This window comes from Orrella daihaiensis (genome assembly GCF_022811525.1).
In the GTDB taxonomy this organism is placed as follows: domain Bacteria; phylum Pseudomonadota; class Gammaproteobacteria; order Burkholderiales; family Burkholderiaceae_B; genus Algicoccus; species Algicoccus daihaiensis.
The window spans coordinates 2,219,819-2,242,792 of the sequence record NZ_CP063982.1; the positions used below are offsets into that span (position 1 = coordinate 2,219,819).

Annotated in this window: 19 protein-coding genes; 8 read left to right on the plus strand and 11 right to left on the minus strand. The window is 50.9% G+C overall.

The annotated features are described in order from the left end of the window. Positions 1–319: 319 nt before the first annotated feature. The 4 genes from DHf2319_RS10240 to DHf2319_RS10255 all read left to right on the plus strand — a co-directional run bounded on the left by DHf2319_RS10240 (position 320) and on the right by DHf2319_RS10255 (position 4,817). Positions 320–1,468: a porin gene (locus DHf2319_RS10240; RefSeq protein WP_243478112.1), complete on the plus strand. Its 1,149-nt coding sequence runs from the start codon at positions 320–322 to the stop codon at positions 1,466–1,468. 29 nt (positions 1,469–1,497) lie between these two features. Continuing rightward, entirely contained in the window at positions 1,498–2,337 is an 840-nt protein-coding gene (locus DHf2319_RS10245; RefSeq protein WP_243478113.1) for a hypothetical protein, read from the plus strand. A 12-nt stretch (positions 2,338–2,349) separates the two neighbouring features. Then, entirely contained in the window at positions 2,350–3,750 is a 1,401-nt protein-coding gene (locus DHf2319_RS10250) for an inorganic phosphate transporter (protein WP_243478114.1), read from the plus strand. Between the two features lie 110 nt (positions 3,751–3,860). Beyond that, the gene (locus DHf2319_RS10255; RefSeq protein ID WP_243478115.1) at positions 3,861–4,817 is read left to right on the plus strand and encodes an alpha/beta hydrolase family protein; all 957 of its coding nucleotides are present in this window, start codon (positions 3,861–3,863) and stop codon (positions 4,815–4,817) included. A 224-nt stretch (positions 4,818–5,041) separates the two neighbouring features. Here DHf2319_RS10255 and DHf2319_RS10260 read toward each other — a convergent pair whose 3' ends face one another. Next, entirely contained in the window at positions 5,042–7,306 is a 2,265-nt protein-coding gene (locus DHf2319_RS10260) for a DUF945 family protein (protein ID WP_243478116.1), read from the minus strand. Positions 7,307–7,541: 235 nt separating this feature from the next. Here DHf2319_RS10260 and DHf2319_RS10265 point away from each other — a divergent pair, with 235 nt between their 5' ends. Both DHf2319_RS10265 and DHf2319_RS10270 read left to right on the plus strand, forming a co-directional pair. Beyond that, positions 7,542–9,143 (plus strand): gamma-glutamyltransferase family protein, encoded by a 1,602-nt coding sequence (locus DHf2319_RS10265; protein ID WP_243478117.1) that lies wholly within the window; start codon positions 7,542–7,544, stop codon positions 9,141–9,143. Positions 9,144–9,224: 81 nt separating this feature from the next. Beyond that, the gene (locus DHf2319_RS10270; protein ID WP_243478118.1) at positions 9,225–9,473 is read left to right on the plus strand and encodes a hypothetical protein; all 249 of its coding nucleotides are present in this window, start codon (positions 9,225–9,227) and stop codon (positions 9,471–9,473) included. Here DHf2319_RS10270 and DHf2319_RS10275 read toward each other — a convergent pair. From DHf2319_RS10275 to DHf2319_RS10295, 5 genes are all read right to left on the minus strand, one after another. Continuing rightward, positions 9,470–10,006 (minus strand): chromate transporter, encoded by a 537-nt coding sequence (locus DHf2319_RS10275; RefSeq protein WP_243478119.1) that lies wholly within the window; start codon positions 10,004–10,006, stop codon positions 9,470–9,472. The two genes, DHf2319_RS10270 and DHf2319_RS10275, sit on opposite strands and share 4 nt — an antisense overlap. A 2-nt stretch (positions 10,007–10,008) precedes the next feature. After that, a complete protein-coding gene (locus tag DHf2319_RS10280; RefSeq protein ID WP_243478120.1) occupies positions 10,009–10,605 on the minus strand; it encodes a chromate transporter in 597 nt (198 codons plus the stop codon). Continuing rightward, positions 10,602–11,435, minus strand: coding sequence for a CYTH domain-containing protein (locus tag DHf2319_RS10285; RefSeq protein ID WP_243478121.1), 834 nt, complete (start codon positions 11,433–11,435; stop codon positions 10,602–10,604). Before DHf2319_RS10285 ends, DHf2319_RS10280 begins: the two co-directional genes overlap by 4 nt. Before the next feature lie 146 nt (positions 11,436–11,581). After that, complete coding sequence (locus DHf2319_RS10290; protein WP_243478122.1) at positions 11,582–11,944, minus strand: Rap1a/Tai family immunity protein; 363 nt, start codon at positions 11,942–11,944, stop codon at positions 11,582–11,584. A 40-nt stretch (positions 11,945–11,984) separates the two neighbouring features. Continuing rightward, entirely contained in the window at positions 11,985–13,100 is a 1,116-nt protein-coding gene (locus tag DHf2319_RS10295) for a DUF3300 domain-containing protein (protein ID WP_243478123.1), read from the minus strand. 301 nt (positions 13,101–13,401) lie between these two features. Between DHf2319_RS10295 and DHf2319_RS10300 the strand changes: the two genes are divergently transcribed. Both DHf2319_RS10300 and DHf2319_RS10305 read left to right on the plus strand, forming a co-directional pair. Next, positions 13,402–15,270, plus strand: a complete 1,869-nt coding sequence (locus DHf2319_RS10300) for a potassium transporter Kup (protein WP_243478124.1) — start codon at positions 13,402–13,404, stop codon at positions 15,268–15,270. 285 nt (positions 15,271–15,555) lie between these two features. Further along, the gene (locus DHf2319_RS10305; RefSeq protein WP_243478125.1) at positions 15,556–17,142 is read left to right on the plus strand and encodes a cation:proton antiporter domain-containing protein; all 1,587 of its coding nucleotides are present in this window, start codon (positions 15,556–15,558) and stop codon (positions 17,140–17,142) included. Positions 17,143–17,209: 67 nt separating this feature from the next. Here DHf2319_RS10305 and tcuB read toward each other — a convergent pair whose 3' ends face one another. The 5 genes from tcuB to dctP all read right to left on the minus strand — a co-directional run bounded on the left by tcuB (position 17,210) and on the right by dctP (position 22,869). Then, positions 17,210–18,364, minus strand: coding sequence for a tricarballylate utilization 4Fe-4S protein TcuB (tcuB, locus tag DHf2319_RS10310; protein WP_243478126.1), 1,155 nt, complete (start codon positions 18,362–18,364; stop codon positions 17,210–17,212). Next, positions 18,351–19,763, minus strand: a complete 1,413-nt coding sequence (gene tcuA, locus DHf2319_RS10315; protein WP_243478127.1) for an FAD-dependent tricarballylate dehydrogenase TcuA — start codon at positions 19,761–19,763, stop codon at positions 18,351–18,353. Before tcuA ends, tcuB begins: the two co-directional genes overlap by 14 nt. Before the next feature lie 46 nt (positions 19,764–19,809). Further along, positions 19,810–21,114 (minus strand): TRAP transporter large permease, encoded by a 1,305-nt coding sequence (locus DHf2319_RS10320; RefSeq protein WP_243478128.1) that lies wholly within the window; start codon positions 21,112–21,114, stop codon positions 19,810–19,812. Then, a complete protein-coding gene (locus DHf2319_RS10325; RefSeq protein WP_243478129.1) occupies positions 21,111–21,734 on the minus strand; it encodes a TRAP transporter small permease in 624 nt (207 codons plus the stop codon). The genes DHf2319_RS10320 and DHf2319_RS10325 overlap by 4 nt, the downstream gene beginning before the upstream one ends. Before the next feature lie 100 nt (positions 21,735–21,834). After that, a complete protein-coding gene (gene dctP, locus DHf2319_RS10330) occupies positions 21,835–22,869 on the minus strand; it encodes a TRAP transporter substrate-binding protein DctP (protein ID WP_243478130.1) in 1,035 nt (344 codons plus the stop codon). Between the last annotated feature and the right edge of the window lie 105 nt (positions 22,870–22,974).

A 22,974-nucleotide genomic window follows, 5' to 3' on the forward strand; every position in this document is an offset into this window, starting at 1 on the left:
AATATCCGTTCACAGGTAAACCCCCATAAACTTGGTTAAATCAAAGCCTCATTTACCACACTCTCCACAAAACATACTTAGCTTTGATGCCAACTTCCCGAGGAGGTAGCCCTCCCGTACTCATTGCCTGTAGCAGTCCCACTGACTTGCGCTGACTTAGCCTTACCTGAGCCGGCTTTACAAACACACTCGCCGTTCTTCAGGAGCCAGAACACACTTCAAGGTGCATCAATGACACCAAAACTTCATCGCTAGTTCGCCAAAATGTCATCTAATGCTTGCACACTAAGCAAAATGACGTTTTGTGGGGATAAACACCATGTTTTCGGCTCGCCGTTTACTCACTGCCATGCTGCTACCCACTGCCGCTGGCCTAAGTTCATTTAGCTGGGCACAATCATCGGTCACACTGTACGGATTGATTGATGTGGGCCTGGCTTACCAGTCACGCACAGCCGGGTCTGATGCCAACGTTTTCAAAAATCCCGGCAAAACATATAGCCAGTTTGGACTCGCCTCAGGTCAGGCTGCATCCTCTCGCTGGGGACTAAAAGGCGTTGAAGATCTAGGCAACGGTTTAAAAGCTAATTTCGTTTACGAAAGCGGTGTGAATGCTACAACGGGCACATCAACAGGATTCACCCGACAGGCCACACTGGGCTTGAGCAGCGCTAGCTTGGGATCGATCGATTTAGGCCGTCGCTTGACTCCCGGCACCTACGCCTTCGCGGGCATAGACCCTTTTGACTACAACTACGACCAAGCCGCATTGAGTAGCTCGATGGGCGCTACCAACATTCGACTATCGAACATGATCGCCATCACCACAGCAAGCTTCGGTGGATTCAGTTTACTTGGCGGCTATTCGTTCGACACCGGCCTAGGTGCGATCAATTCGCCCACCCAAGCAGGTACTTTTGGCACATCCAACAAATTCCGGGCACTTTCACTAGGCGCTCGGTTCACTTCCGGCCCCATACTGATCGGTGCCATGTATGACATGTACTTCACGCCTTCGGGGGTCAACGCCATGTCGGTCAAACAATGGAACGTGGGTGCGACCTATGATCTCAAGGTCATTAAGTTACATGCCGCCTTCGGTCAAAACATCGATGGCCGTGTGAACGGTGTAAAGGTTCTGACCAACGTCGAAACATCAGGCGGTGATGGGAATACCAATGGCGCCGTGTTCTACGAGCCTGGGGCGAGAACTAACCAATGGATGGTCGGTATCTCGGCACCACTTGGTGACACCGGAAAAGTTTTTGCGTCTGTCCAACAACTACGCCCAGGTGGTGACTTCACATTCGGTGAGCGAGGCTCACAGACCACAAGCTCGATCGGCTACAACTACAGCCTTTCCAAACGCACCATGCTTTACGCCTACTACTCGTACATGTCTGCACCAGATATGTATGCGAGTGCAAACTCGCAAATCCTCGGTGCTGGTATTCAGCACAAGTTTTAGTGCAACCCTGCCCAAGAGAGACTTTCTGTATGCAAACTTCAATTCAACAAATGGCTGTGGGCTTGTCGGGCAGTAAATACGATGGTGTGGTTATGCATCTAGCCATGCGCCTCGCACAACAAACCGCAGCCAGTATCGATGCCTATCTGATTCGGCCGGTCCCGGATGATCCGCAGTTATTGATGGCAAGTGGTTTCTTGGGACAGACGTTTCAGGATTTTGTGGCGCAAGCAGAAAAAACCATCGCTGAATTTGATCGTACAGCACGCACTTCATTTGAGATGGCAGAGAAGGACTTCCCCACGGTTACCGCCCGCTATCACAACCCCCTGAAGGATCTCGCACGTGAATTCGCAACTGCTGTTTGGGCAACCGATCTAGCTGTCATGGCCCATCCAGCGCTCGTGAACCTGCATTACTACAAGACCGCCGTACTAGATGCCATCGCAGACTCAGCCCGCCCGGTACTGTTGCTGCCAGAGGATAAGCGTATCGGCGACTTCAAACATGCACTTATGGTTTGGCGTGCCGACACGCAGCACGCCAGAGCGTTAGCCAGCGCTTTGCCTATGTTGCACTTGGCGCAGACCGTCACGCTCCTGAGCGTCAATGATGAAGACTACTTGAGTCCATGCAATGACGTTGCGCTGCAATATCTGCAAAACCACCACATTGACGCCTTGGACTTGGTGCTTCCAACCGACGAACGACTAACCCCAAAATTAATCAATGCTATCTGTGATGAGCGTGAAGCGTCGTTACTAATTATTGGTGGTGGCTTGCAAAGCGATTTAATCGACTCATTTGTGACGGGCATTGGCAGACGCGCTGCCAAAAAGCCAACACGACCCATTTTGGCCATTGGCTAATTGGAGATACCCATGGATCAATTGGCAATTGACTTTACATCACTGACCGGCATCATGTTGATCACGGTGTTCGTGCTCATTGTGCTGCAAGAAGCGATCAATGGATTTCACGATGCAGCCAATGCCATCGCGACTGTTATCTACGCCAATGCTTTAACCCCCATGCAGGCAGTCACGCTATCGGCTGTGTTTAACTTCCTAGGCGTACTCATTGGCGGCACGGCTGTCGCTTTCAGTTTGGTCTACCTTCTCCCGGAAAACCTGGTCGCGGGCATTAATACCCGAGGTGAAGCTGCCCTATTTGCTGCCATGATTGTGTCAGCTGTTGTTTGGAACTTTGGTACTTGGTGGCTGGGCATCCCGAACTCCACAACACACGCCTACATTGGATCAATCATCGGCGCAGCCATGGCTGACGCGTTTATACATGGTCAGGCCGTCGCGGGTCAGATTAATTGGTTGCAAGGTGAAAAAATCATGATCGCCTTGATTGTCTCTCCCATCGTTGGTTTCCTGCTTGGATACATACTACTGAAGGCGTTGCGGGCCGCTGTCAAAGATCCAGACCTCTACACCCCTGTGCAAGAAGGACACAAACCCACCCGAGGTATCCGTGCAATCCTCATCGCAGGTGCGGCTGGTGTAAGCATCATGCACGGTTCAAACGACGGACAAAAGAGTATCGGACTCATGATGATCGTGATGTTCGGACTCTTTCCCGCGCTTTATGGTCTGGATCCTGATCGACTCAATGATCAGGATTACTCCGCTATGAAGCAGGTCGTTACTAACGTAGAGGGTATCGGCCGTTCGCTGGGCAATACGCATTTGACCGAGGCTGCTGTCAACTTGAATAGCCATCTCAATGGAAACCTCTACCGACCTGGTGGCTCAGATCAAACAGCAGTTGCGACGCGCGCGGAAATTCTGGCTCTACACACCTCAATCACAAAAGCACTAAAAGACCAGACCACTGCTATCAAACTCAGTACTGAACAGCAACAACAACTGCAATACGCACATGCATTGTTGAAGGATTTTGTGGAGCATGTCCCCTTCTGGATCATCCTGCTATCGGCATTAGCCTTGGGCGGTGGCACTGCAATTGGCTATCGGCGCATTGTCACGACTCTAGGTGAAAAAATGGGCAGCTCGCGCATGAATCCAGGCCAAGGCACCGCCGCTCAACTTTCGGCTGTCATCAGCATCGGCATGGCTGATGCAGGGGGATTGCCAGTGAGCACCACTCACGTACTGTCGTCTTCAGTGATTGGTTCGGTAGCCGCCACACCCCATCAACACATCAACCTGCATACGCTTGGTCGAATTGCGATGACTTGGGTGACCACACTGCCGGGCACGGTGCTGCTGTCATTTGGTCTTGGCGTTGGATTTTTTGTGGCGTTTGGCTAATCAATTTTCGGTAGTGCCACTGGTCTGCGGGATCGAAATTATCTGACCATGGCTTTATGATAAAGGCCAGCTAGGACAATGTTTGTTTGGACCATGAAGGTTGACCGTCGATGATCTCGCCAGCCACAACGGCTAGTGCCCAGCCCATTACATTCAAAGCGGCTGACGGCTATGTGCTGGCTGGGCATTGCTGGACAAATCACCGGGTGCAAGCGCCTGTGGTCGTCATCAACGCAGCGACTTCCGTGGACAGTCGTTACTACGCCAGATTTGCAAGGTATTTGTATGAGCATGGTTTTAACGTCATCACGTATGACTACCGCGGTATCGGCGGTTCACGTCACGGTGCGCTCAAAGAATTGAAAGCTGGATGGCTAGACTGGGGAGAGCTGGATTTTGAAGGGGCGTTATATGAAGTGCAACAGCGATTCCCGGGCAGCTCAATACATACAGTTGGCCACAGCGTTGGTGGTGTGCTGGTAGGTCTGGCGCCGTCAAACCAGCGACTGTCTCGGGTCTTCACCATGGGCGCACAACACGCTTATTGGCCTGACTACCTTCTCTCACAACGTTGGGCAATGCGCCTGCGCTGGCATGGCATCATGCCGATATTGACCAGGCTATTTGGCTACTTTCCGGGCAAGCGTCTTGGATGGCTCGAAGACACACCCGCGGGCGTCGTGCGGGACTGGACTATCGCTTCTGAGGATTTTGTTGACACCTATCTCCCCTCAAAAGGCTACTTGGCTTCAAGACAACTAACCGCGTCGCAATGTGAAGAACTCAGAGGTCGTTTTGCACAGATGACCGCACCAACACTGGCTTTCAGCGTCACCGATGACCCTTACGGTACAGTGCCTGCCATTGAGCGCTTGTTGTCTAATTTCGTGGGCAGTCAAACGACCCACTTACGTCTTTCACCAAATGACATCAACGTGCAGCAGATCGGGCATTTCGGTTTTTTTCATAGTCGGTTTGAAAAAACCCTATGGCCAATTGTTCTAGAGTGGTTAAAAGATGGCAATGTCCGTGAAGATCTTCGCGCCCATTTGGTGCCTTCAGCCTGAACGAAATACCAGCTAGGTTCGACTGCTCCAAGCTACGACTTTGCAGTGAGTTGCAGCCTGAGAATTTTATTTTTTGGTGTGTTCCCCACTAGTCGGTCAGGCCATTAATCGGTGAATTCGAGGCGCAGAGGCAAGACTGGAAACACCTTGACGGCATCAGTGCCCGAGGTGGCGTTCTGGTTCGAACCGATGGTTACGTTTGCGCCCGGATGAGCTAGTCGGGATTAATTGCCAGCCCCACGTCTTGGGCGTTGCGCTGTGCCAGACTGATTGGCACTTCCTCCCTCGTTTTGTAGCAGTTCTTGTGCAACCATCTGCTGCACCACCAGATTAGCGACCAATACGAACTTGGCAACTGGTACCGACAGGCCATTGAGGCGTAACTGTCCATCCACGAATTGGTAATTACCTTTGACCAAGTTGTTATCTACACCGAGCAAACCCATGATTAAACCCTGCTGCACCCAAGGATCAAGCCATGGGCTTTGACCTTGAACTGTCATCTCAGCCTGCATTTGCGCTAAGCGAGCCAAGTCAAAGTTTGCTAATGGAGCCTTACCTAGCCCGGTCAATATAAAGTCACCCCGCCCGGTAACCTGGGCACTATCGATCGCTAATTGCAGCGTCGGAACAGCGAGCACAAATCCGCTGGCTATTGCGCGCCGGACAATTCGGGCGAGCTCTGCTGATTGGGCCTGATCTAGCCCTTGCTCAAATTCAGGCGCCAATTCCGCAAGACGTCGCAAATCTAGTGCCGATAGTCCCGTCAGTTGTACCGTCAGTGCTGAGCGCCCTAAGCGAATCAGAGAGCTCTCCAAAGCGTCGATTGACTTCTCAAGTCGATAATCGGCTTTCCCATCAACCACCCGATTATTGGCGGTAAGCTGATAGTTAAGAATACGGGGGATATCGGTCATGTTCGGACCGCTGGCCGCCAGCTGCTTTAAAGCCAGATTCACCTTGCCAGCGCCCGTATTCACATCTTCAAGTTCAACTTGCAGGTTCAGTCCTTCAAGCCATAACGAATCAGGCGTATCCACACCCGCGTTGACGGTGGCTTTTAACAGCGGTATTTCAAACGCCAAGCCATCACTTGCTGTCGCTTCAAGCACTTGTACCAATCGAGCCCTCTGATCAGATGAGAGGTCACTCATGTCACCATTGGCCTCACGGATCACACTAAAGAGGGTGGCAAGACCCTCGGAGGTGAGTCCTTTGAGCCCGACTGCGAACTGAAGATCACGCACTGACTGACCCTGATACTGGATACTCGCAATCGATTGCGTCAGACGCAAGTCGGTTCGGTGGTTGGCAAGCACATTATTGAGATCAAACTTAAATCCCGTTAGCTCAGGCATGATGTTCTGCAACCATGGAGGAATCTTTAATGTGCCAAGCATCACCCTCAGGCTACCGATGCCACGCATAAGATCGTCGCTTTGAACACGGACACTCAAATCCTCAAGTCCAATGGTCTGGGCAATATCGTCATCCATAGGTTTGATGTCGGCTTTAATGACAGGCGCAGTAAAAGTAAGACCGCGAGCCAGCATATTTGATCCGATTCGCTCTGCACGCAGTTGCTGCCTGTCGGATAAGTTGAACCATTGACCATCGATATCATCCGCCAGAGATAACAGCTCAAGCAAGTCGCTTCGATATACTCCATCAATGCCTAAACTCACCAGGACGTTACTTGCCTGATGGCCCATCGCTCTTAGCAAAGACATGGTTTGTCGTGCGGCGATTTCAAGTCTGCCATCCTTTTGAGTGACATCGAAAAATACCCCGAAATCCGACGACTCGTAGGTGTCACCCGCCTCGGACATGATTACGCCATGACCGAACACAAAAGCCGCGGACACCTGCTCGTTAGCGATATCATCGGATCGAACATCAAAAGTAAGCTCTTTGAGTTTGATCCGTTCAGCACTAGCCCTTTGACTGAAATCGAGATGCGCAACTTCTGCCTTGATCTGAAAAAAGTTTTTGCTGGCAGTCACAAAACCAGCTAATGGCGCCATGTTCAACATGCCGTTATTGGTTTGGGCGTTATCAAGACCGGCAAAAACCAGGGAGCTTGTTGCAACACCAGACCAATCGAGTGTGCCTTCACCATTAAAGCTCGGGAGTTTGGGCAACAGTGGCAGTGGCTCTTTAGCCAATAGCTGTTGCAACGTGATCGACCAATTAAACCGGGCCAGGCTTGCCCAGTGCAGATAATGGTCAATGCTGTATTCGATCTGAACTTGTAGCGGGTTTTGATTGTCAACCCTGATTTGATCAAACACCACCCGCATCGTACCAGTGGAGGTGAATAAGCCACGATGACTCTGAGTTTGCTCCCAGGTCATTTCGTGGTTAGCTTGCGCCTGAGCTTGATGCATCAGAGCCACGAGTTCAGTTTCAGTACGCCAGCCGACATAGTAGCTACCGCCGATATAGGCAGCGCCTAGAAGAAGAACTGTCAGAAGTATTTTTTTAATCACGTGCTATCTCATTCGATGACGGGCAAGACCTGGCTTGCCGATCAAACAGCGGACAAACAGATGCTACCGCCAAAACCTGTCAGGCAGATAGATAGATCGCACTGACTTTGCAACGCCGGTGGGCATAGCTTAGGTGGCGCAATCGATTTAACATGCTCTAGACTAGCAAACAATGAATAACTGTCGTTTTAACGACAATAACGCCGAAACCCCTACCGAATTCCATAGGCCTACCATGTTGAACTCTACCCTAGCCACTCGTGGCATAGCAGTTGCCCCCCACAGCTTGGCAGCTCAATCTGCGGTTGATGTTATGCGTGAAGGTGGCAATGCGCTAGAGGCAATGATTGCCGCTGCTGCCACCATTGCAGTGGTGTACCCACACATGAATTCGATTGGCGGTGACGGCTTTTGGGTCATTAGCCGCCCCGGCTTTGCACCTGGCGGTATTGACGCTGCAGGTAAGAGCGCGATGACCGCCTCGATTGACTGGTATGCCAAACACGGTCTGACCGACCACATTCCGTTTCGTGGTCCGATGGCGGCATTGACAGTGGCAGGTACCGTCTCAGGCTGGGGCAAAGCCCACGAACTTGCCAAATCTGCGGGTGGGCGTTTGCCCATGTCACGCCTACTGGCTGATGCGATTTACTATGCGCAGACCGGCATTGCCGTGACGCCTAGCCAGTCCCAACTCACCAGCAAGAAGCTTGCCGAACTACAAGATCAACCGGGATTTGCTCAAACATTCCTGGCAAACGGCAAAGCACCCCAAGCCTATAGTCATCTGAAGCAAGCCGCCCTGGCCCAAACGCTGAAAGCCATCGCAAAAGACGGTACTGAAAGCTTTTATCGCGGCAAACTTGCTCGCAAGATCGCTAATGACCTGCACACACTGGGATCGCCCATTACACTGGCAGATCTAAACGCACATCACGCCAAACTGGTCGACCCCCTAAAACTCAAACTCGGTAGAAATACGCTGCTGAACATGCAGCCACCCTCTCAAGGACTGATCTCGCTCATGATCCTTGGCATTATGAGCAAGTTACGAGGCTGGGATGATGACCCAGAGGGACCGGCCTTTATCCATGCCCAAGTTGAAGCGACCAAGCAGGCATTCAAGATTCGTGATGCCCACCTGACTGACCCTGCCTGGATGAAATCACCCGCGCACAGCTTCCTGGACGACACGCTTTTAAGCGAGCTAGCTGCCAACATCGATCCGCATGAAGCAGCCCCTTGGGGCAGTCGTACCGATCCAGGTGACACCATCTGGATGGGCGTAATTGACGGATCCGGCATGTCCGTGTCTTTTATCCAAAGTATCTATCATGAGTTTGGCTCGGGAATCGTATTGCCTCAAACAGGGATTAACTGGCAAAACCGTGGCTGTGCATTCTCGTTAAACCCGACTCACATCAACCATCTGGCCCCCGGCAAAAAAACCTTCCATACGTTAAATGCAGCTATTGCCGAGCTCGCAAACAATCAGGGCACCCTGGTCTATGGCACCATGGGCGGTGATGGCCAACCCCAAACACAGGCAACGCTTTATCAGCGCGTCATGCAATTCGGTGACCATCTACAGCAAGCGCTCTCACGTCCACGCTGGCTATTGGGTCGCACCTGGGGGCAAACTAGCGAGTCACTAAAGCTCGAGAGTCGCTTTAGCTCCACCACGTTCGAAACCCTGAAAGCCATGGGCCATGACGTTCAATGGCTCGATGACTGGGATGAGGCTGTTGGGCATGCTGGCATGCTCATGCGCGATGCGCGCGGCATAATGACCGGAGGATTTGATCCGAGGTCCAATGGGGTCGTGGCTGGGTTTTAAGGTCTCTACAAAAGACCGAGCAGACACCAATCATCATCCAAACAGGCGCATGTTGCACAATACAGTCGTCTGGTGGTTTTAGTGCATCTCATCGTAGCCGAAATACTCAATACGATGAAACAGGCACAAATCAATCCGCAGGTCCGCGAAGACATCGCAGACGCACTCCAGATAATTGCTCAATCATCGAACGTGGACGACATACCCGCCACCGTCATCTGCAGCCATGACAAAATGGCAAATCCTCTGCTTGATTGGATATTTGCAGTACAGCAACTGCGGGATTCATTACGACAAGCAAATGAAATTAAGCTGACCTGTCTGGCCTAATGTGGCAAGGAAAGCCAGTAATTAATGCCAGCGCCTGCCCCACCCAAGCCCAGAATGACATACACCGGATTAATGCGGCTAAACAGAATAATCACGAACGAAATCACAGCCAAGATAATCGTCAATGGACTGATCAAAGCTGCTTTGGCAACAGCATAGACGCCTGAGCACATGAGACCTATGGAAATCGGCTCCAGAGCACTTTGAACGCTGCGCCGCCATGGCGTATCACCAATCCGATTCCAAATGCGGCCAATCCAAAAGCACAAGAAACTTGAGGGCAGAAAAAATGATAGTCCGACTAATGCCGCACCAAAGGCACCCGCAATCTGAAATCCAAATATCAACACCATGGTCATATTTGGGCCAGGCGCCAACTGGCCAACGCTGTATACATGCACAAATGTCTCAGCACTGATTTTGTATGTTTGCTCGAGCACTTCTTGCATTTCATGCAAAACAGCCGTGCCGCCACCAACTGCTAACAGCGACAACATTCCAAAGGTCAATGCCAGATGGATCAATACCAGCACGGCTAGTCTCCTCCACCCTTTTTAGGCCGATAGAGATAAATTGCAATCGGCGCCACAATGGCCAACACCACTGGAAGCGACAAAGACACAATACTCATGAGAATAAAAGTCACAATGAGTATGACGAGAGCCTTGAATTCCTTGAATTGCTTGTGTCCAATCTTGTAGGTGATTGCGCTTAAAAGACCCGTTGCTGCCGCCGCCACACCTCCAAGGATCAGGTTAGCGGTTGGATGGTTAGCGTTCTCCAGATAGATAAGACCAACCACCATTACAAAAGTACATCCTGGTATGAGCAATCCCAAGGTGGCGACTATGGAACCCATTACGCCTCTGAGCTTGTCACCACTTAATACGGCTAGATTGACCGCATTCAAGCCAGGCATGGTCTGACTAATCGCCAATGCCGCCATGAACTCATCGTCAGATAACCACCGCTTTTTCTCAGTGAGCAGAATTTTTTCGTAGGCGATGATGCCACCACCAAAACTGACTGCACCAATGATCAGAAACTCAAAAAACAGTTCCCACAGACTTGGTTTATTGGCAGTCTCGTGATTTGAATTGGATGAATCACCGCCAACGGTTGGGACATTCATTCGGGCTTACCGTAAACGAGTGCTGTTTTAGTGGAGCCAGTGGCCAGCCAATTAGCGATCGCATGCTGCAGATTCAAGAAAAACTTATCTGCACGCTTATGTGCTTTTTTGTCATCCCGATTTTCATCGTTGACTCGATAAGCGAATGCAAGCTCACCAACTAGTGGCTCACCCACATTTCGCATCCAGATCGCCAGGTCACAGTGAGCGTGCACTTGGTCACCAAACGAAAGATTACCGAGCGGCAAATTAGCTTCCAATATCTTGTTAACTCGGCCACCAACTACCCGAACCGGCAAATTCTTGGGTAATTTCAATCTTTTAAGATCCGGGAAGTTCTCCGTAATGCTCAAAAAATTTCGCTCAAATACGTCTTCAACAGGTATCGAGTCCATGATGGCGTTATTCGAATAGATGGTTCTTACGGAACCGATGCCATCCCCGCGAAGAATTTCCTCTTTCAGACGTCGGCGGTACTTGTACTTGGTGTTGGGAGTCGGATCATAACTAAGCGACTCCTTCAGGCTGTCAGAACGGCACTTTAAGGTGACCTCACACCAATCATCGACCCAGACATTGGACCGAGATTCGCGCACCCGCAAAATCAGTTTGTTGTGCCTAAAGTCTTCGCCTGGCGTATCAAAAAAGAATACGTTACGCAAACCCGTTGAAGCGTTATCAAGATGAAAAAAATCGACCTCTTCCCTCTCACAAAACGCCCTGACCTTACCAATCAACACATTCACTTTGGAGCGATGATCTAGATCTTCGGGCTCAAGCAAGAGCTTGAATTCCCGGTTGGTAATCCTGGGGTCTAGTTTCTTAGCCATACTGTTATTTTTCTCGTTGAACAGGCAGCGCCATGTCATTCAGTTGTGATGCCTGAGTTTTATGTAGCGACAGGTCTATGTCAAGTCGAGTTTACCCCCTTACCCCGTCAACCCGAGCATGTGAACTGACCAGTCACTCACCCTGTTTAGCGGCTAGGTTGGCAAGGGAAGCGCTGAGTCAGAAACGTCAGCATGCTTTGGGCGGCAGGCTCATTTTGAACCTTGGCATTGCCTTGAGCCCACTTCACGTACTCCGTGATGACCTCAGTGCGCGAAGGGGCTGGCTGTTTGACGCAAATTGTTTTTAACGCTTGTCCACTGCTGCTCATCACCAGGTAAGTGTCGTAGACCGCCTGACCATAGATTTCACAGGTGACAAACGAGCCACCTGCGCCATCGCAGTATTGGAGCATCTCAGCAGTGGTGATCGCTTGCTCAGCCTTGGCAACAGGCCAAACCAGAAAAGCAGCCATTGATGCGGCAAGCGAAATAGTCAGTTTTTTGTACATGCAAGACCCCGATTTCTATTCAACGAATTTTTTAAGGCTGTTAGCGACGAAAACCACCGAAGTGACCGCCCCCAAAGCCCCCGAAATGCTCCCCGCCTCCGAACCGGGCGCGACTAACATCGCCAAATCCGCGATCACGGTTGAAGTTACCGAAATGCTCTGGGCCAGCATCGCGAAAGTCCTCGCGACGATCATTGTTGGCCATCCAGCCACTACTATCGAGATTGCGCCGTAACTGATCACGCTCGGCATTCAAACGTGGATTGTTTTCCAGCGAGGAACGATTCTGCGACACACGCTGAGCATCGGCGCGCCAATTCGATACTTGCGATCGGTTGTTATTGACCCAGTTGTTCACGGTGTTTCGGTTGAAGTTATTGAACGTATTGTTATTAATCGTGATTGAACCGCTACCCCAGTGACAACCGCCCCAAAGAGCAGCACCCACAGCCATGCCGACACCGAACGACAGCATTGCAGTGCCGGCGACGTACCCAGGTGGGTAGTAAGAAACTGGCGGGTAGGCAGGGTAAGGCCAGCCGCCATAGACCACGGTTGGGTTATAGGTCGGCACATAGACAACCTGGGGGTTGGCGGGCTGAATCACAACGGTGGAATTAGCGCCACTGCCCTGGGTTGACACCGTCTGTTCGGGTGTGGATTTCAGTGCACCACTAGCTTGTGCTTTTTTACGCAAATCCTGTATGGCATTCATCACTTCTTTTTGCTGCGCTAGAACCGCATTGCCAAGTTGTTGCGTCCAACTTAGCTGCGAGCCCATCATCCCCAACACAGCCGGAAATGACACTAATGATTTGACCGAAGCATCCCAGGTTTGCTGCTTGAGGGCTGCGTTTAGAGCACTGCCTTTAAGCTGTTGATTAGATTTTTGCCAGTCATACGCTTGGCCAACCTCCAGTGGATAGGTCGCTGCCATCAGGATTTGAGCTACCAAGGGATCCGGGTACAGCGCAATGGGCGCCACCAGAGAAGCTAATTGCGCCTGACTTAACTGTTGGCCACTGGGCTGTGACACTGATTGTGCAAAAACTTGCGCGGCCGTGTTTGGCAATAGCGTTGGCAGAACAAGTGTCGCAGAAACAGCCAAAGCAATGAGCTTGACCGAGGGAATAAAAGATCCAGAAGGTAAGCTCATAAAAGAAGCTCCGACACTTTGTGATTGCCGGATTCTATACGAGACGCTCAAACAAAGCGACGGAAATTTTTACTGCTTTATTTTGCACCGCAACAGTGCAAACAATGGTCGCTGAAATGATGACGCTTATGGCCCGTCATAGGGGACGTCATCGTAGCAACTCACTATTTGGGGGTTGAGGCTTGCAGCATTCTTGATGCATCACGCGAGGAAATAAACCCCATAATCAAATAAACACTCGCTTAGGTTAAAGTCAATAAAAATTTGATTAAGACCTTATACAAACAAAAGGAACCCGGTTTTGAAAACCACTCAGAAGCCTGCCGCCTTAGGGCTTGTACTCGGAGCCCTAGGCGTGGTGTTTGGCGACATCGGTACAAGCCCACTGTACGCCTTCGAAGCGGTATTTTCCGATGCCTTACACCCTGTTTCGGTTACGCCCGAGAATATTTACGGTGTGCTGTCGCTGTTTGTTTGGTCATTGATCATCATTGTTACCCTGAAGTATGTGTTCTTTATCATGCGCTTTGACAACGATGGTGAAGGCGGCATTGTGGCCCTGATGACGCTGCTATTGGGCAAAGCGACCCGCACCAGCGCATTAAGGCGGTGGTTTTTGCCACTCGGCCTCATCGGGGCTGCTCTCTTTTATGGTGACGGTATCATCACGCCCGCCATCTCGGTTGTATCGGCCGTGGAAGGTCTTGAGACCATTTCGCCGCAACTTAGTCCGTATGTAGTGCCAGTCTCCCTTGTGATTCTCAGCGCACTTTTCTTGTTTCAAAGGCAAGGTACAGAAAGAATCGCTAAGCTTTTTGGGCCAACCATGCTGATATGGTTTGTGGTCCTTGCGCTTTTAGGGATTAAAGCCATTGCCGGCAATCCAGAGATCTTGCGCGCCATCAACCCAATCTACGCACTTGAGTTTATCCAAACACAAGCTCTTTTAAGTTTTTTCGTTCTGGGTGCGGTGGTGCTTTGCCTCACGGGTGCTGAGGCGCTGTACGCGGATATGGGACATTTTGGAGCACACCCAATCAGGCGTGCCTGGATTCGGATTGCGTTTCCGGCCCTGCTGCTGAATTATCTCGGGCAAGGCGCACTAGTATTGCAATCTCCAGATCACATTCACAACACATTTTTCCGAATGGCACCCGACTGGGCATTGCATGGTCTTGTGGTGCTTGCCACACTGGCCACCATCGTGGCATCTCAGGCGGTGATTTCCGGCGTGTATTCCATGACTCAGCAGCTCATCCAGCTCAGGGTTGTGCCTCGCATGCGCATCGTGCACACCTCCACCCAAAATTCCGGACAAATCTACATGCCCGCAGTGAACTGGATGATGCTTGGACTAGTCATCACACTGGTTTTGTATTTTCAGTCGTCCAACGCCATGGGCGCAGCCTACGGCATTGCTGTGACCGGGACCATGTTAATTACTGATTTTTTTGCCATTGCAGCGGTGATCAAATTAAAGCGCTGGCACTGGGGCATCGCACTTCTTGGTGCACTGCCGTTTATGGTGATTGACGGACTTTTCTTTAGTGCTAACGCATTAAAGTTTATCGATGGCGGCTGGTTCCCGGTTGGATTCTCCGTGTTGATCTTACTAATCATGACAACATGGATGCGAGGAGTACAGGCCATACTGTCGCATGAACAAAGACACAGTCAGTTGCTGGCTGAGTTTGTACAAAAACTGCAGACCATACAACCATACAGAAGCAAAGGCACGGCGGTTTGCCTGACAAGTGACGATCAAGTCGCCCCCATGGCTCTGGTTCTCATGGGTGAGCGACTGCATGCTGTGCCGGAGAAGGTTATTTGCTTACATGTCGTTATCGAGGAAGTGCCCAGGGTGACACCGTCACATCGTCAAACACTTAAAGACATGGGACAAGGCATTTACCTCTTAATATTGAAATACGGCTATGGTGACCAGATTAATCTTCCGGCGCAACTCGAACATTTATTTCCACAGGATGATCCAACCAATCGTTATGGATATCTGATCAATCGCTGGTCCGTGGATTTCGAACCCGGCGGTTGGGCTCTATGGCGCAAGAAGCTGTTTGCGTTGCTTCTTAGAAACGCCACACCTCAATCTCGTATGTTTGAAATGCCGCCAGATCGTGTCATTGAGATGGGGTCACGATTAATACTGTGAACCTTACGCCTGCAAAAGTCGTGTCTAGTCGGCACGGCGCACAACCGAGTCAATCAAGCGTCGATGTTGATGCCTCCCCATTCGAAAATTACGGCTGAATCCAACAAAGACTTTGTGTGTGGCGTCATATCCGCGGTTGATACAAATCAAGCACCGCTGCGTTGGACGAACTAATTCGTACAAATACTTACCGCAACCTGCTAGATGTTGGAAAATGATGCATGAGCAGTCAAATAGAACGGCTAGATGATTTGAACCAATGATGCACAAGGTGGAGAAGGACACATGCTCGTTACCCTGGTTGGGTTCGCTTTTTTCTTCGGAGTACTGATTAGCCGGTTTGGCTTGCCACCCATGATTGGGTTTCTCGTGGCCGGCTTTGCCTATAACCTTGCCGGTCTCGAGCACCCAGATGGTCTGCAGCTGATTGCTGACTTGGGTGTGACCTTACTGCTTTTCACGATCGGACTCAAACTCAATCTCAAAGACTTCGCAACAGCTGAGATTTGGGGCACTTCCCTAGCGCACATCGCCTCTTCAACATTATTTTTTGCCGTTGTGATTTGGCTCGCCAAAACGCTTTTGCCAATTCCATTATTTGATCTTTCTTGGCTTGCCATTTGGGGACTCGCCTTTGCCCTATCGTTCTCCAGTACGGTCTATGCAGTCAAAGTGTTGCAGGATAAAGGTGACTTGGCAGCTTTCTACGGCAAAGTCGCAATTGGCATTTTAATCATGCAGGATATATTCGCTGTTGTCTTTCTGGCAATCAGCGAAGGCAAGTACCCTACCGTCTGGGCACTTTCCGTTTTTCTACTATTTGTGCCTATTGTTCGTAAGCTGATCTATAAACTGTTGGATTCAGCCGGGCATGGTGAACTACTGGTTTTGAGTGGCCTGTTTTTTGCATTGGCGGCAGGATATGAGTTTTTCTATGCTGTCGGGCTCAAGGGCGACCTTGGTGCGTTGGTGCTCGGTGTTGTCATAGCCAACCATCCGAAGGCTGCAGAGTTGTCGAAGTCTTTATTCAGCTTGAAAGAGCTGATGTTGGTTGGTTTCTTCCTTTCAGTAGGCATGCAAGGTTTACCCACTTGGCCAATCGTTCTAACGGCAGTCGCTCTGGTGATGTTGCTCCCATTTAAAACTTTTCTCTACTACGCCATCATGACCCGTTTTGGCTTAAGGGCCAGAACCTCATTATTTACCTCACTGAGTCTGGCCAATTTTTCGGAATTCGGGTTGATTGTGGCTGCACTAGGCGCCACACAAGGCTGGATCTCGGTCGATTGGTTAATCGTCGTCGCCATTGCAGTGAGCATCAGCTTTGCCTTCGCCTCGCCGTTTAGCCTCAAGTCCGAATCAGCGTATCAGAAACTAAAACAGTTCTGGGACCGTTTCCAACTAGGCACCCTAAACCCAAAAGACCAAGTATTAAACACCGGAGATGCAAAAGTGCTAATACTTGGCATGGGTCGTGTTGGAACTGGTGCTTACGATGAGCTTCAAGCCGTATGGCCAGATCAGATTCTGGGCATTGAACATAACTCGGAAAAAGTAGACGCGCTGATACAAGCGGGCCGTCAAGTTAAGGTGGGTGATGCCACTGATACCGATTTTTGGAACATGATCAAAACAGACAACTCCAAAGATTTAATCGTATTAGCTATGCCGAACCACAACAGCAATGTGTATGCAGCACAGCAGATTCGCAGTGCGGAACTGGCATGCAAAGTGGTGGCGATTGCTAAATTCTCGGAAGAGGTTCAAGAGCTAGCTGCGCTTGATGTGCCGTCATTCAACATGTACTCGGAGGCTGGGTCAGGATTGGCTAGGCATGCTTTGTTAGCATTCAAAGCCCAGGCACCTGACTAAGATCAGGCTCCTCACCTTGGCACTACACGAGATCTCTTTCGTTTAGCCCAACCGATCTAAGTTGTGATCAATCAGACAGCCCGGCACGATTAGGTTGACGCTTTTCGATTGCCCATTTCAACAGTGCTGCGCTGCGATACACACCGTGTGCAAACTTGCTGTATGGCAGCGTTACAAAAAACGCCATAACAAACCCAAGGTGAATTGCAAGCAACAAGGCCATCGCAGAGGTGTCTCGCCACACCATCAATGCCAAACCAGTCAAACTCACCCAGAACAATAGTGCAATAAAGCCTCTATCCATGGATTTCTGGTCAGGATCTCCATGCAACGGCGAGCGCCGTGCATTCAACCAAAAGAGTCCTGCAGGCCCAATTAACAGGCCGATACCGCCCACAGTGCCCAATATCACTGGCAGACTCGTATAAGGGTATGGCGCCTGCCAATCGAACACGTAGTGATAAATGGTAGCCACCGAAGTGGATGCGAAACACAGCATGAAACCGTAGAAAGTCAAATGGTGAAACAACCGCCTGCGTTGAGTAAAACGATCATCCTCGTCGTTACACCCCAGACCATGACCACCATCTAGATACTTAAGTTTCAAGGCATCGTGCGCGGCCTCCGCCACAGCCTCACCGGTAGCACGGCCTGGCGTGATGTCACGCCAAAATCGCCTCACACCGATCGCCAATGCGAGCACTGCCAACAAAAACACCGAGCCAAACATAATGACCAAGGTGTTGTGGGGAAAAACAGCATAAAAGTCCCCAGCCAGCGGTTCATGCCAAAGCGTGCCTTGCATCGCAAGTGCCAAAATTAAAAACAAGATTAATCCAAGGGCGGTCGCAACCGACAATGTTAATCCGTTGCGCTCGTAGAGCTTGCCGAACGGTCTTGGCCATGCGTACTCAGTGTAAGTTTGCTTTCTAACCTTGGCCATTGCTCGAGGCACGTTCACACCAAAGTCATGCGGTGGTGCGTATTGACAAGCGTGCAAACAGGCACCGCAGTTGTGGCAGAGGTTTGCGAGATAATTCAAGTCTGCTTTGTTATCAAACGCCAAGCGTCGCGTCATGGCAGGAAACATGGCGCAGAACCCTTCGCAATAGCGGCAGGCATTACAAATTTGCATCACCCGAGCCACTTCCTGCTCATCATCTGTAAGCGGACTGCGATGCCACTCAATAGCCTGTTCAGTAACCTGCTCAAGCGCTTGCATTTGCCTCTTCCTGTATTAACTGATTGGCAGCTAGGGCCGCTTCGCGACCTGCAATACGACCAAATACCGTACCAATCGACATTCCAACACCAGCTGTGTATCCCTTACCTAAAACATTGCCCGCATTAATTTCACCTGCAGCATACAGGTTGGGACTACGCACACCATTAAAGAACACACTGGCCCGAGCATCCGTCTTTAGCCCCAGATACGTGAAGGTCACGCCTGGCCGCACTGCATAGGCATAAAAAGGTGGCTTGTCCAAAGGCAACGCCCAGTGCGTCTTGGCTGGCGTAATGCCTGCCGTGTGACAATCGTCTAGCACGGTATGATCAAAATGACCGGGCTGACAGGCCTGATTGAAGTCATGCACTGTTTTAACCAGGGTTGACACATCAAGCCCGATTTTTTGTGCGAGCTCCTCAATTGTCTGCGCCTGTGTGCCCTCAAATACCGGTGGCATAAAACGTCCCACGGCCTTTGAATCAATAATCGAGTAAGCCAATTGACCAGGTTGTTGGGCAACCAGACGTCCCCAAATGGCATAACGCTTTGGCCAGAAATCTTCGCCCTCGTCATAGAAGCGCTCAGCTTGCGTATTGACCACGATACCCAGCGAGACACAATCGATTCGGGTGCAAATACCACCGTCATACAACGGCGCGCGCGCATCGATCGCCACACAGTGTGATTGCGAAGGGTCACCGATGATGTCGGCACCCGCATCCATCATGCACTTGAGCACAGTGCCCATGTTGTAGCGAGTACCGCGAATCAAGAAATTGTCTGCAGGCCACTCCCCCTGCTCGTTTTGCCCCCAGGCCTGCCTTAGCCATTCGCGGTTTGACTCAAAGCCGCCAGCGGCCAAAACGCAACTCTTGGCTTCAAACCGCTGCTCACCTGAGCGCACTGCAACAAACCGGACACCGTCAAACTCCACCGCGTCCACCGGTGTCTCATAACGTATGTCTACCCCAAGGTTTTCCGCACTGCGATAGTATGCATTGACCAGAGCTTTACCACCGCCCATAAAAAACGCATTGGTACGGGCGACGTGCAATGCACCTGACAGTGGCGGTTGAAACCGCACCCCATGCTTTTGCATCCAGCCCCGGCAGCGCGATGACTCACGAATCACCATCCGAGCCAGTGCCTCATCGGTCAAACCGCCAGTGACCTTGAGCAAGTCCTGCCAATACTCCTCTTCAGGATATGCGTCTACCAACACATCCTGCGGACCATCATGCATACACCTCAGGTTGCGCGTATGCTGCGAATTACCGCCTCGCCAAGCTTTAGGAGAGGCTTCAAGCATCAGAACCGATGCACCTGCTTCACGCGCAGTGAGCGCCGCACACAGTGCGGCATTTCCACCACCGACGACAACCACGTCCCACATGTCTACCGCCTCACTTGTTTGACTTCATCTGCTTTGGGCTACAGATCTAGCCGCCCATCATGAGACTGGGCAACCAAGTGACGATTTCTGGGAAAGCCAGCAACAATGCAATCGTTGCTACGTCAGCCACAAAGAACGGACCCACTCCCTTGAATACAGTACTTAGTGGTATGTCCGGCCTGACTCCATTCACCACAAAACAGTTCAAGCCAATTGGCGGTGTAATCAAACAAATCTCGGCCATCTTGACCACGATAATGCCAAACCAAATCGGATCATATCCAAGACCAATAACAGCCGGGTAGACCACAGGCAGGGTCAACAGCAGCATGCCAATGGCATCCATGAACATGCCCAAAACAGCGTAGAAGAGCAGGATACCGATAATGATGTAGATGGGCTCATAGGGGAGATCGACCACCCACTTGGCGAATGCATCTGGCAGTCCCGCAAAACCCAAGAAACGCACGAAGACCAAGACACCCCAAATAATTGAGAAGATCATCACGGAGAGTTTGGCCGTCTCCATCAACGCATCTTTCAGGTTGTTGTACTTCATGCCTTTGATCAGGGCCATCACAAACACAACCGCGGCACCCAAAGCTCCGGCTTCAGTTGGGGTTGCCCAACCCTCGTACATAGCCGTAAAAATGATCATGATGACCAGGAAGATGGGGAACGTACCAGGCAGCGACTTCATGCGCTCGCCCCATGTAAACCCTTTAATCGGCTTGCCAAGATCTGGCCAAATTGCTGCCATCCCTACAATCAAAAGCACGTAGATGAGAGCCGACACAATGCCTGGTAAAAATCCTGCCACCAGCAAAGCTCCGACCGACTCTTCGACAATAATGGCGTAAATCACCAAAATGGCACTAGGCGGAATTAGCGTCGCCAGAGTTCCGCCAGCCGCCACAACCCCGGCTGCTAGTTGCCGGCTGTAGCCGTACTTCAACATGTCAGGGATAGCCACTCGCGCAAACACTGCCGCCGTTGCCGTACTGGCGCCTGAAACTGCAGCGAACCCTGTGGCAGCCATGACCGTCGCAACCGCAAGGCCACCCGGCAACCATCCCAACCATTTACGCCCGGCATCAAACAAGGCTTCGGTAATGCCTGCGTGGAAAGCCAGGAAACCGATCAAGATAAACATCGGCAACACACTAAGCGTGTAAGTCACGGCTTTGGAGTGAGGAATCGTCCCAACCATCCCAAGCCCAGACTCCCAGCCAATGATCGCCACAAGTCCGACAGTCCCGACCAAGGCGGCTGCAAAAAACACCCGCATGCCCATGAACACCAGTACGATCAGTGATACGACACCGATGATTCCAATATCAAAGCTGCTCATGACCGGCTCCCCCCTGCTGCATCTTCAATTTCTTTTTCAGCGATGTCTTTTTCTGTGAGGATGAGTGGAACCGCCACAGGCGCTGAATCAGGGTGAATCACCAATCTGCCGTAACCGATCGATTGCACAATCAGACGAAGCAATAGAATGGCAAATGAAATCGGCACCACGATTTTCGAGGGCCAGGTTGGAATCTCCATATCGATTGTGCTGTCACCGAACTGATAAGCGCGCAGAAAGTGAGTCCAGCCGAAATAAATCAATATCAACACCAAAAAGATCGGCGCAGTCGTCGTGACAAACTCCAAAATCCAGCGCGCTCTGCCGTGAGCCATCCGCACAAAAAGATCCATGCGTACATGACCGCCCAGACGCTGACAATACGCCACCGCCAGAAACGCAAACGTCACCATCGACAACTCAACAAAATCGATGTAGCCCGGTAATGGCATGTTGAATAACTGTCGGCCAAGGACTTGTGTGATGCCGAGCAACATAAGAAAAAAGATGCAGATGGCTGCCAATATTGCAGCGGCATCCTCAATTTTGGAGAGCCATTTATCGGCGAATACCAAACCGGCCGGCGCATCAGCCGGTATCGGGGGCGTGTGTGTTTGCATAATGTTTGCTGCTTATTTTTGATGCAAACAAACCGAAGGGCTAACCCTTACGGTTTGTTTGCATTCTTAGGTTTTATAACGATCTATCAGTCACTACTGCTTAGTTCTTCTGCTTGGCAGTCTCAAGGATGATGTTAATGAGCTCTTGACCATCAAACTTATCCTTGTTTTCAGCAACCCACTCATCCCACACGGGTTTAGCGGCCACAGCGCGGAACTGTTCGAGCTGTTCCGGTGTGTAGACAATTCCCTCGAGAGTCGCCGCAAACTTTGGCAAATTGACCTTGTCGATGTCCTGATATGCCTTGATCTGAACGTCATAGACCTCAGGCTTCAAGTCCTCAAGCAATTTTTTGTACTGCGGGGGCAGCTTCTCATAAGAGGTTTTGCTAAAGACCGTGGGGCAAGAGGAAGTACCAGGTGACATATTGGTGGTGTACCACTTCGACACCTCAGGAATCTTGTAGGCCGCTTGAGCGTAGGTGTAAGGGAACGAGGCAGCGTCCATAGAGCCACGTTGCATTGACGTGTAAACCTCGGTAGCCGTCGTCGTGGTCTTAATAGCACCTAACTTTTCCATGGCATCACCAATACCACCGCCGGCGCGCACACGCATACCTTTCCAGTCTTCAAGGTTCTTAGGTGGCTTGCCGTTACCCAGGAACTCATACTGAGGCATCATCGCAGCAGCGTAAACCATGGCATTCCAGCGATCCATATCCGCAACTAACGCGGGGTGCTCATGCAATTTCATACGGGCCTGCTTGTTCACATCCCAATCACCAAGCGGCAGGAATGGCAGCGAGAACACCATGAATGCTGGGTTTTTACCTGGGTGATAAAAGTTGCAAAAAGAAGCACCGTCTACGGCACCTAACTTGATTGCATCAAGGTTTTCACGCGCTTTTGAAAACTGTTCACCGTAACCAATCGTGATGGTAAATTTGCCACCGGTTTCTTCACTGACGCGCTTGGCCAGGTGTTCAATTCCAGCCGTGAATGCACGCGGATTGCCCCACATGGAGTAGCGCCATTCGACCTCTGGGCCATCAACATTGGCCGCAGATGCAGAAAAACCAACCGCTGTAAAAGTCATGGCTAAAGCCGACGCTAGCAGTTTCTTGTTAAGTGTCATATTGCCTCTCCCGTGTGTTGTGCGGCTGCATTACGCAACCCTAGCGTTAACAAATCACAAATCGCTTATCGGCTATTTTTCAGTTGATAGCTCGACAGTTTTTTG

What these genes read in the sequence shown, in the direction of transcription:
- DHf2319_RS10285 (WP_243478121.1), bottom strand. Translation starts at nt 11,435, where the DNA reads ATGGCTAAGAAACTAGACCCCAGGATTACCAACCGGGAATTCAAGCTC.
- dctP (WP_243478130.1), bottom strand. Translation starts at nt 22,869, where the DNA reads ATGACACTTAACAAGAAACTGCTAGCGTCGGCTTTAGCCATGACTTTT.
- DHf2319_RS10265 (WP_243478117.1), top strand. Translation starts at nt 7,542, where the DNA reads ATGTTGAACTCTACCCTAGCCACTCGTGGCATAGCAGTTGCCCCCCAC.
- DHf2319_RS10320 (WP_243478128.1), bottom strand. Translation starts at nt 21,114, where the DNA reads ATGAGCAGCTTTGATATTGGAATCATCGGTGTCGTATCACTGATCGTA.
- DHf2319_RS10305 (WP_243478125.1), top strand. Translation starts at nt 15,556, where the DNA reads ATGCTCGTTACCCTGGTTGGGTTCGCTTTTTTCTTCGGAGTACTGATT.
- DHf2319_RS10280 (WP_243478120.1), bottom strand. Translation starts at nt 10,605, where the DNA reads ATGAATGTCCCAACCGTTGGCGGTGATTCATCCAATTCAAATCACGAG.
- DHf2319_RS10250 (WP_243478114.1), top strand. Translation starts at nt 2,350, where the DNA reads ATGGATCAATTGGCAATTGACTTTACATCACTGACCGGCATCATGTTG.
- DHf2319_RS10245 (WP_243478113.1), top strand. Translation starts at nt 1,498, where the DNA reads ATGCAAACTTCAATTCAACAAATGGCTGTGGGCTTGTCGGGCAGTAAA.
- DHf2319_RS10290 (WP_243478122.1), bottom strand. Translation starts at nt 11,944, where the DNA reads ATGTACAAAAAACTGACTATTTCGCTTGCCGCATCAATGGCTGCTTTT.
- DHf2319_RS10325 (WP_243478129.1), bottom strand. Translation starts at nt 21,734, where the DNA reads ATGCAAACACACACGCCCCCGATACCGGCTGATGCGCCGGCCGGTTTG.
- DHf2319_RS10240 (WP_243478112.1), top strand. Translation starts at nt 320, where the DNA reads ATGTTTTCGGCTCGCCGTTTACTCACTGCCATGCTGCTACCCACTGCC.
- tcuA (WP_243478127.1), bottom strand. Translation starts at nt 19,763, where the DNA reads ATGTGGGACGTGGTTGTCGTCGGTGGTGGAAATGCCGCACTGTGTGCG.
- DHf2319_RS10255 (WP_243478115.1), top strand. Translation starts at nt 3,861, where the DNA reads ATGATCTCGCCAGCCACAACGGCTAGTGCCCAGCCCATTACATTCAAA.
- DHf2319_RS10295 (WP_243478123.1), bottom strand. Translation starts at nt 13,100, where the DNA reads ATGAGCTTACCTTCTGGATCTTTTATTCCCTCGGTCAAGCTCATTGCT.
- tcuB (WP_243478126.1), bottom strand. Translation starts at nt 18,364, where the DNA reads ATGCAAGCGCTTGAGCAGGTTACTGAACAGGCTATTGAGTGGCATCGC.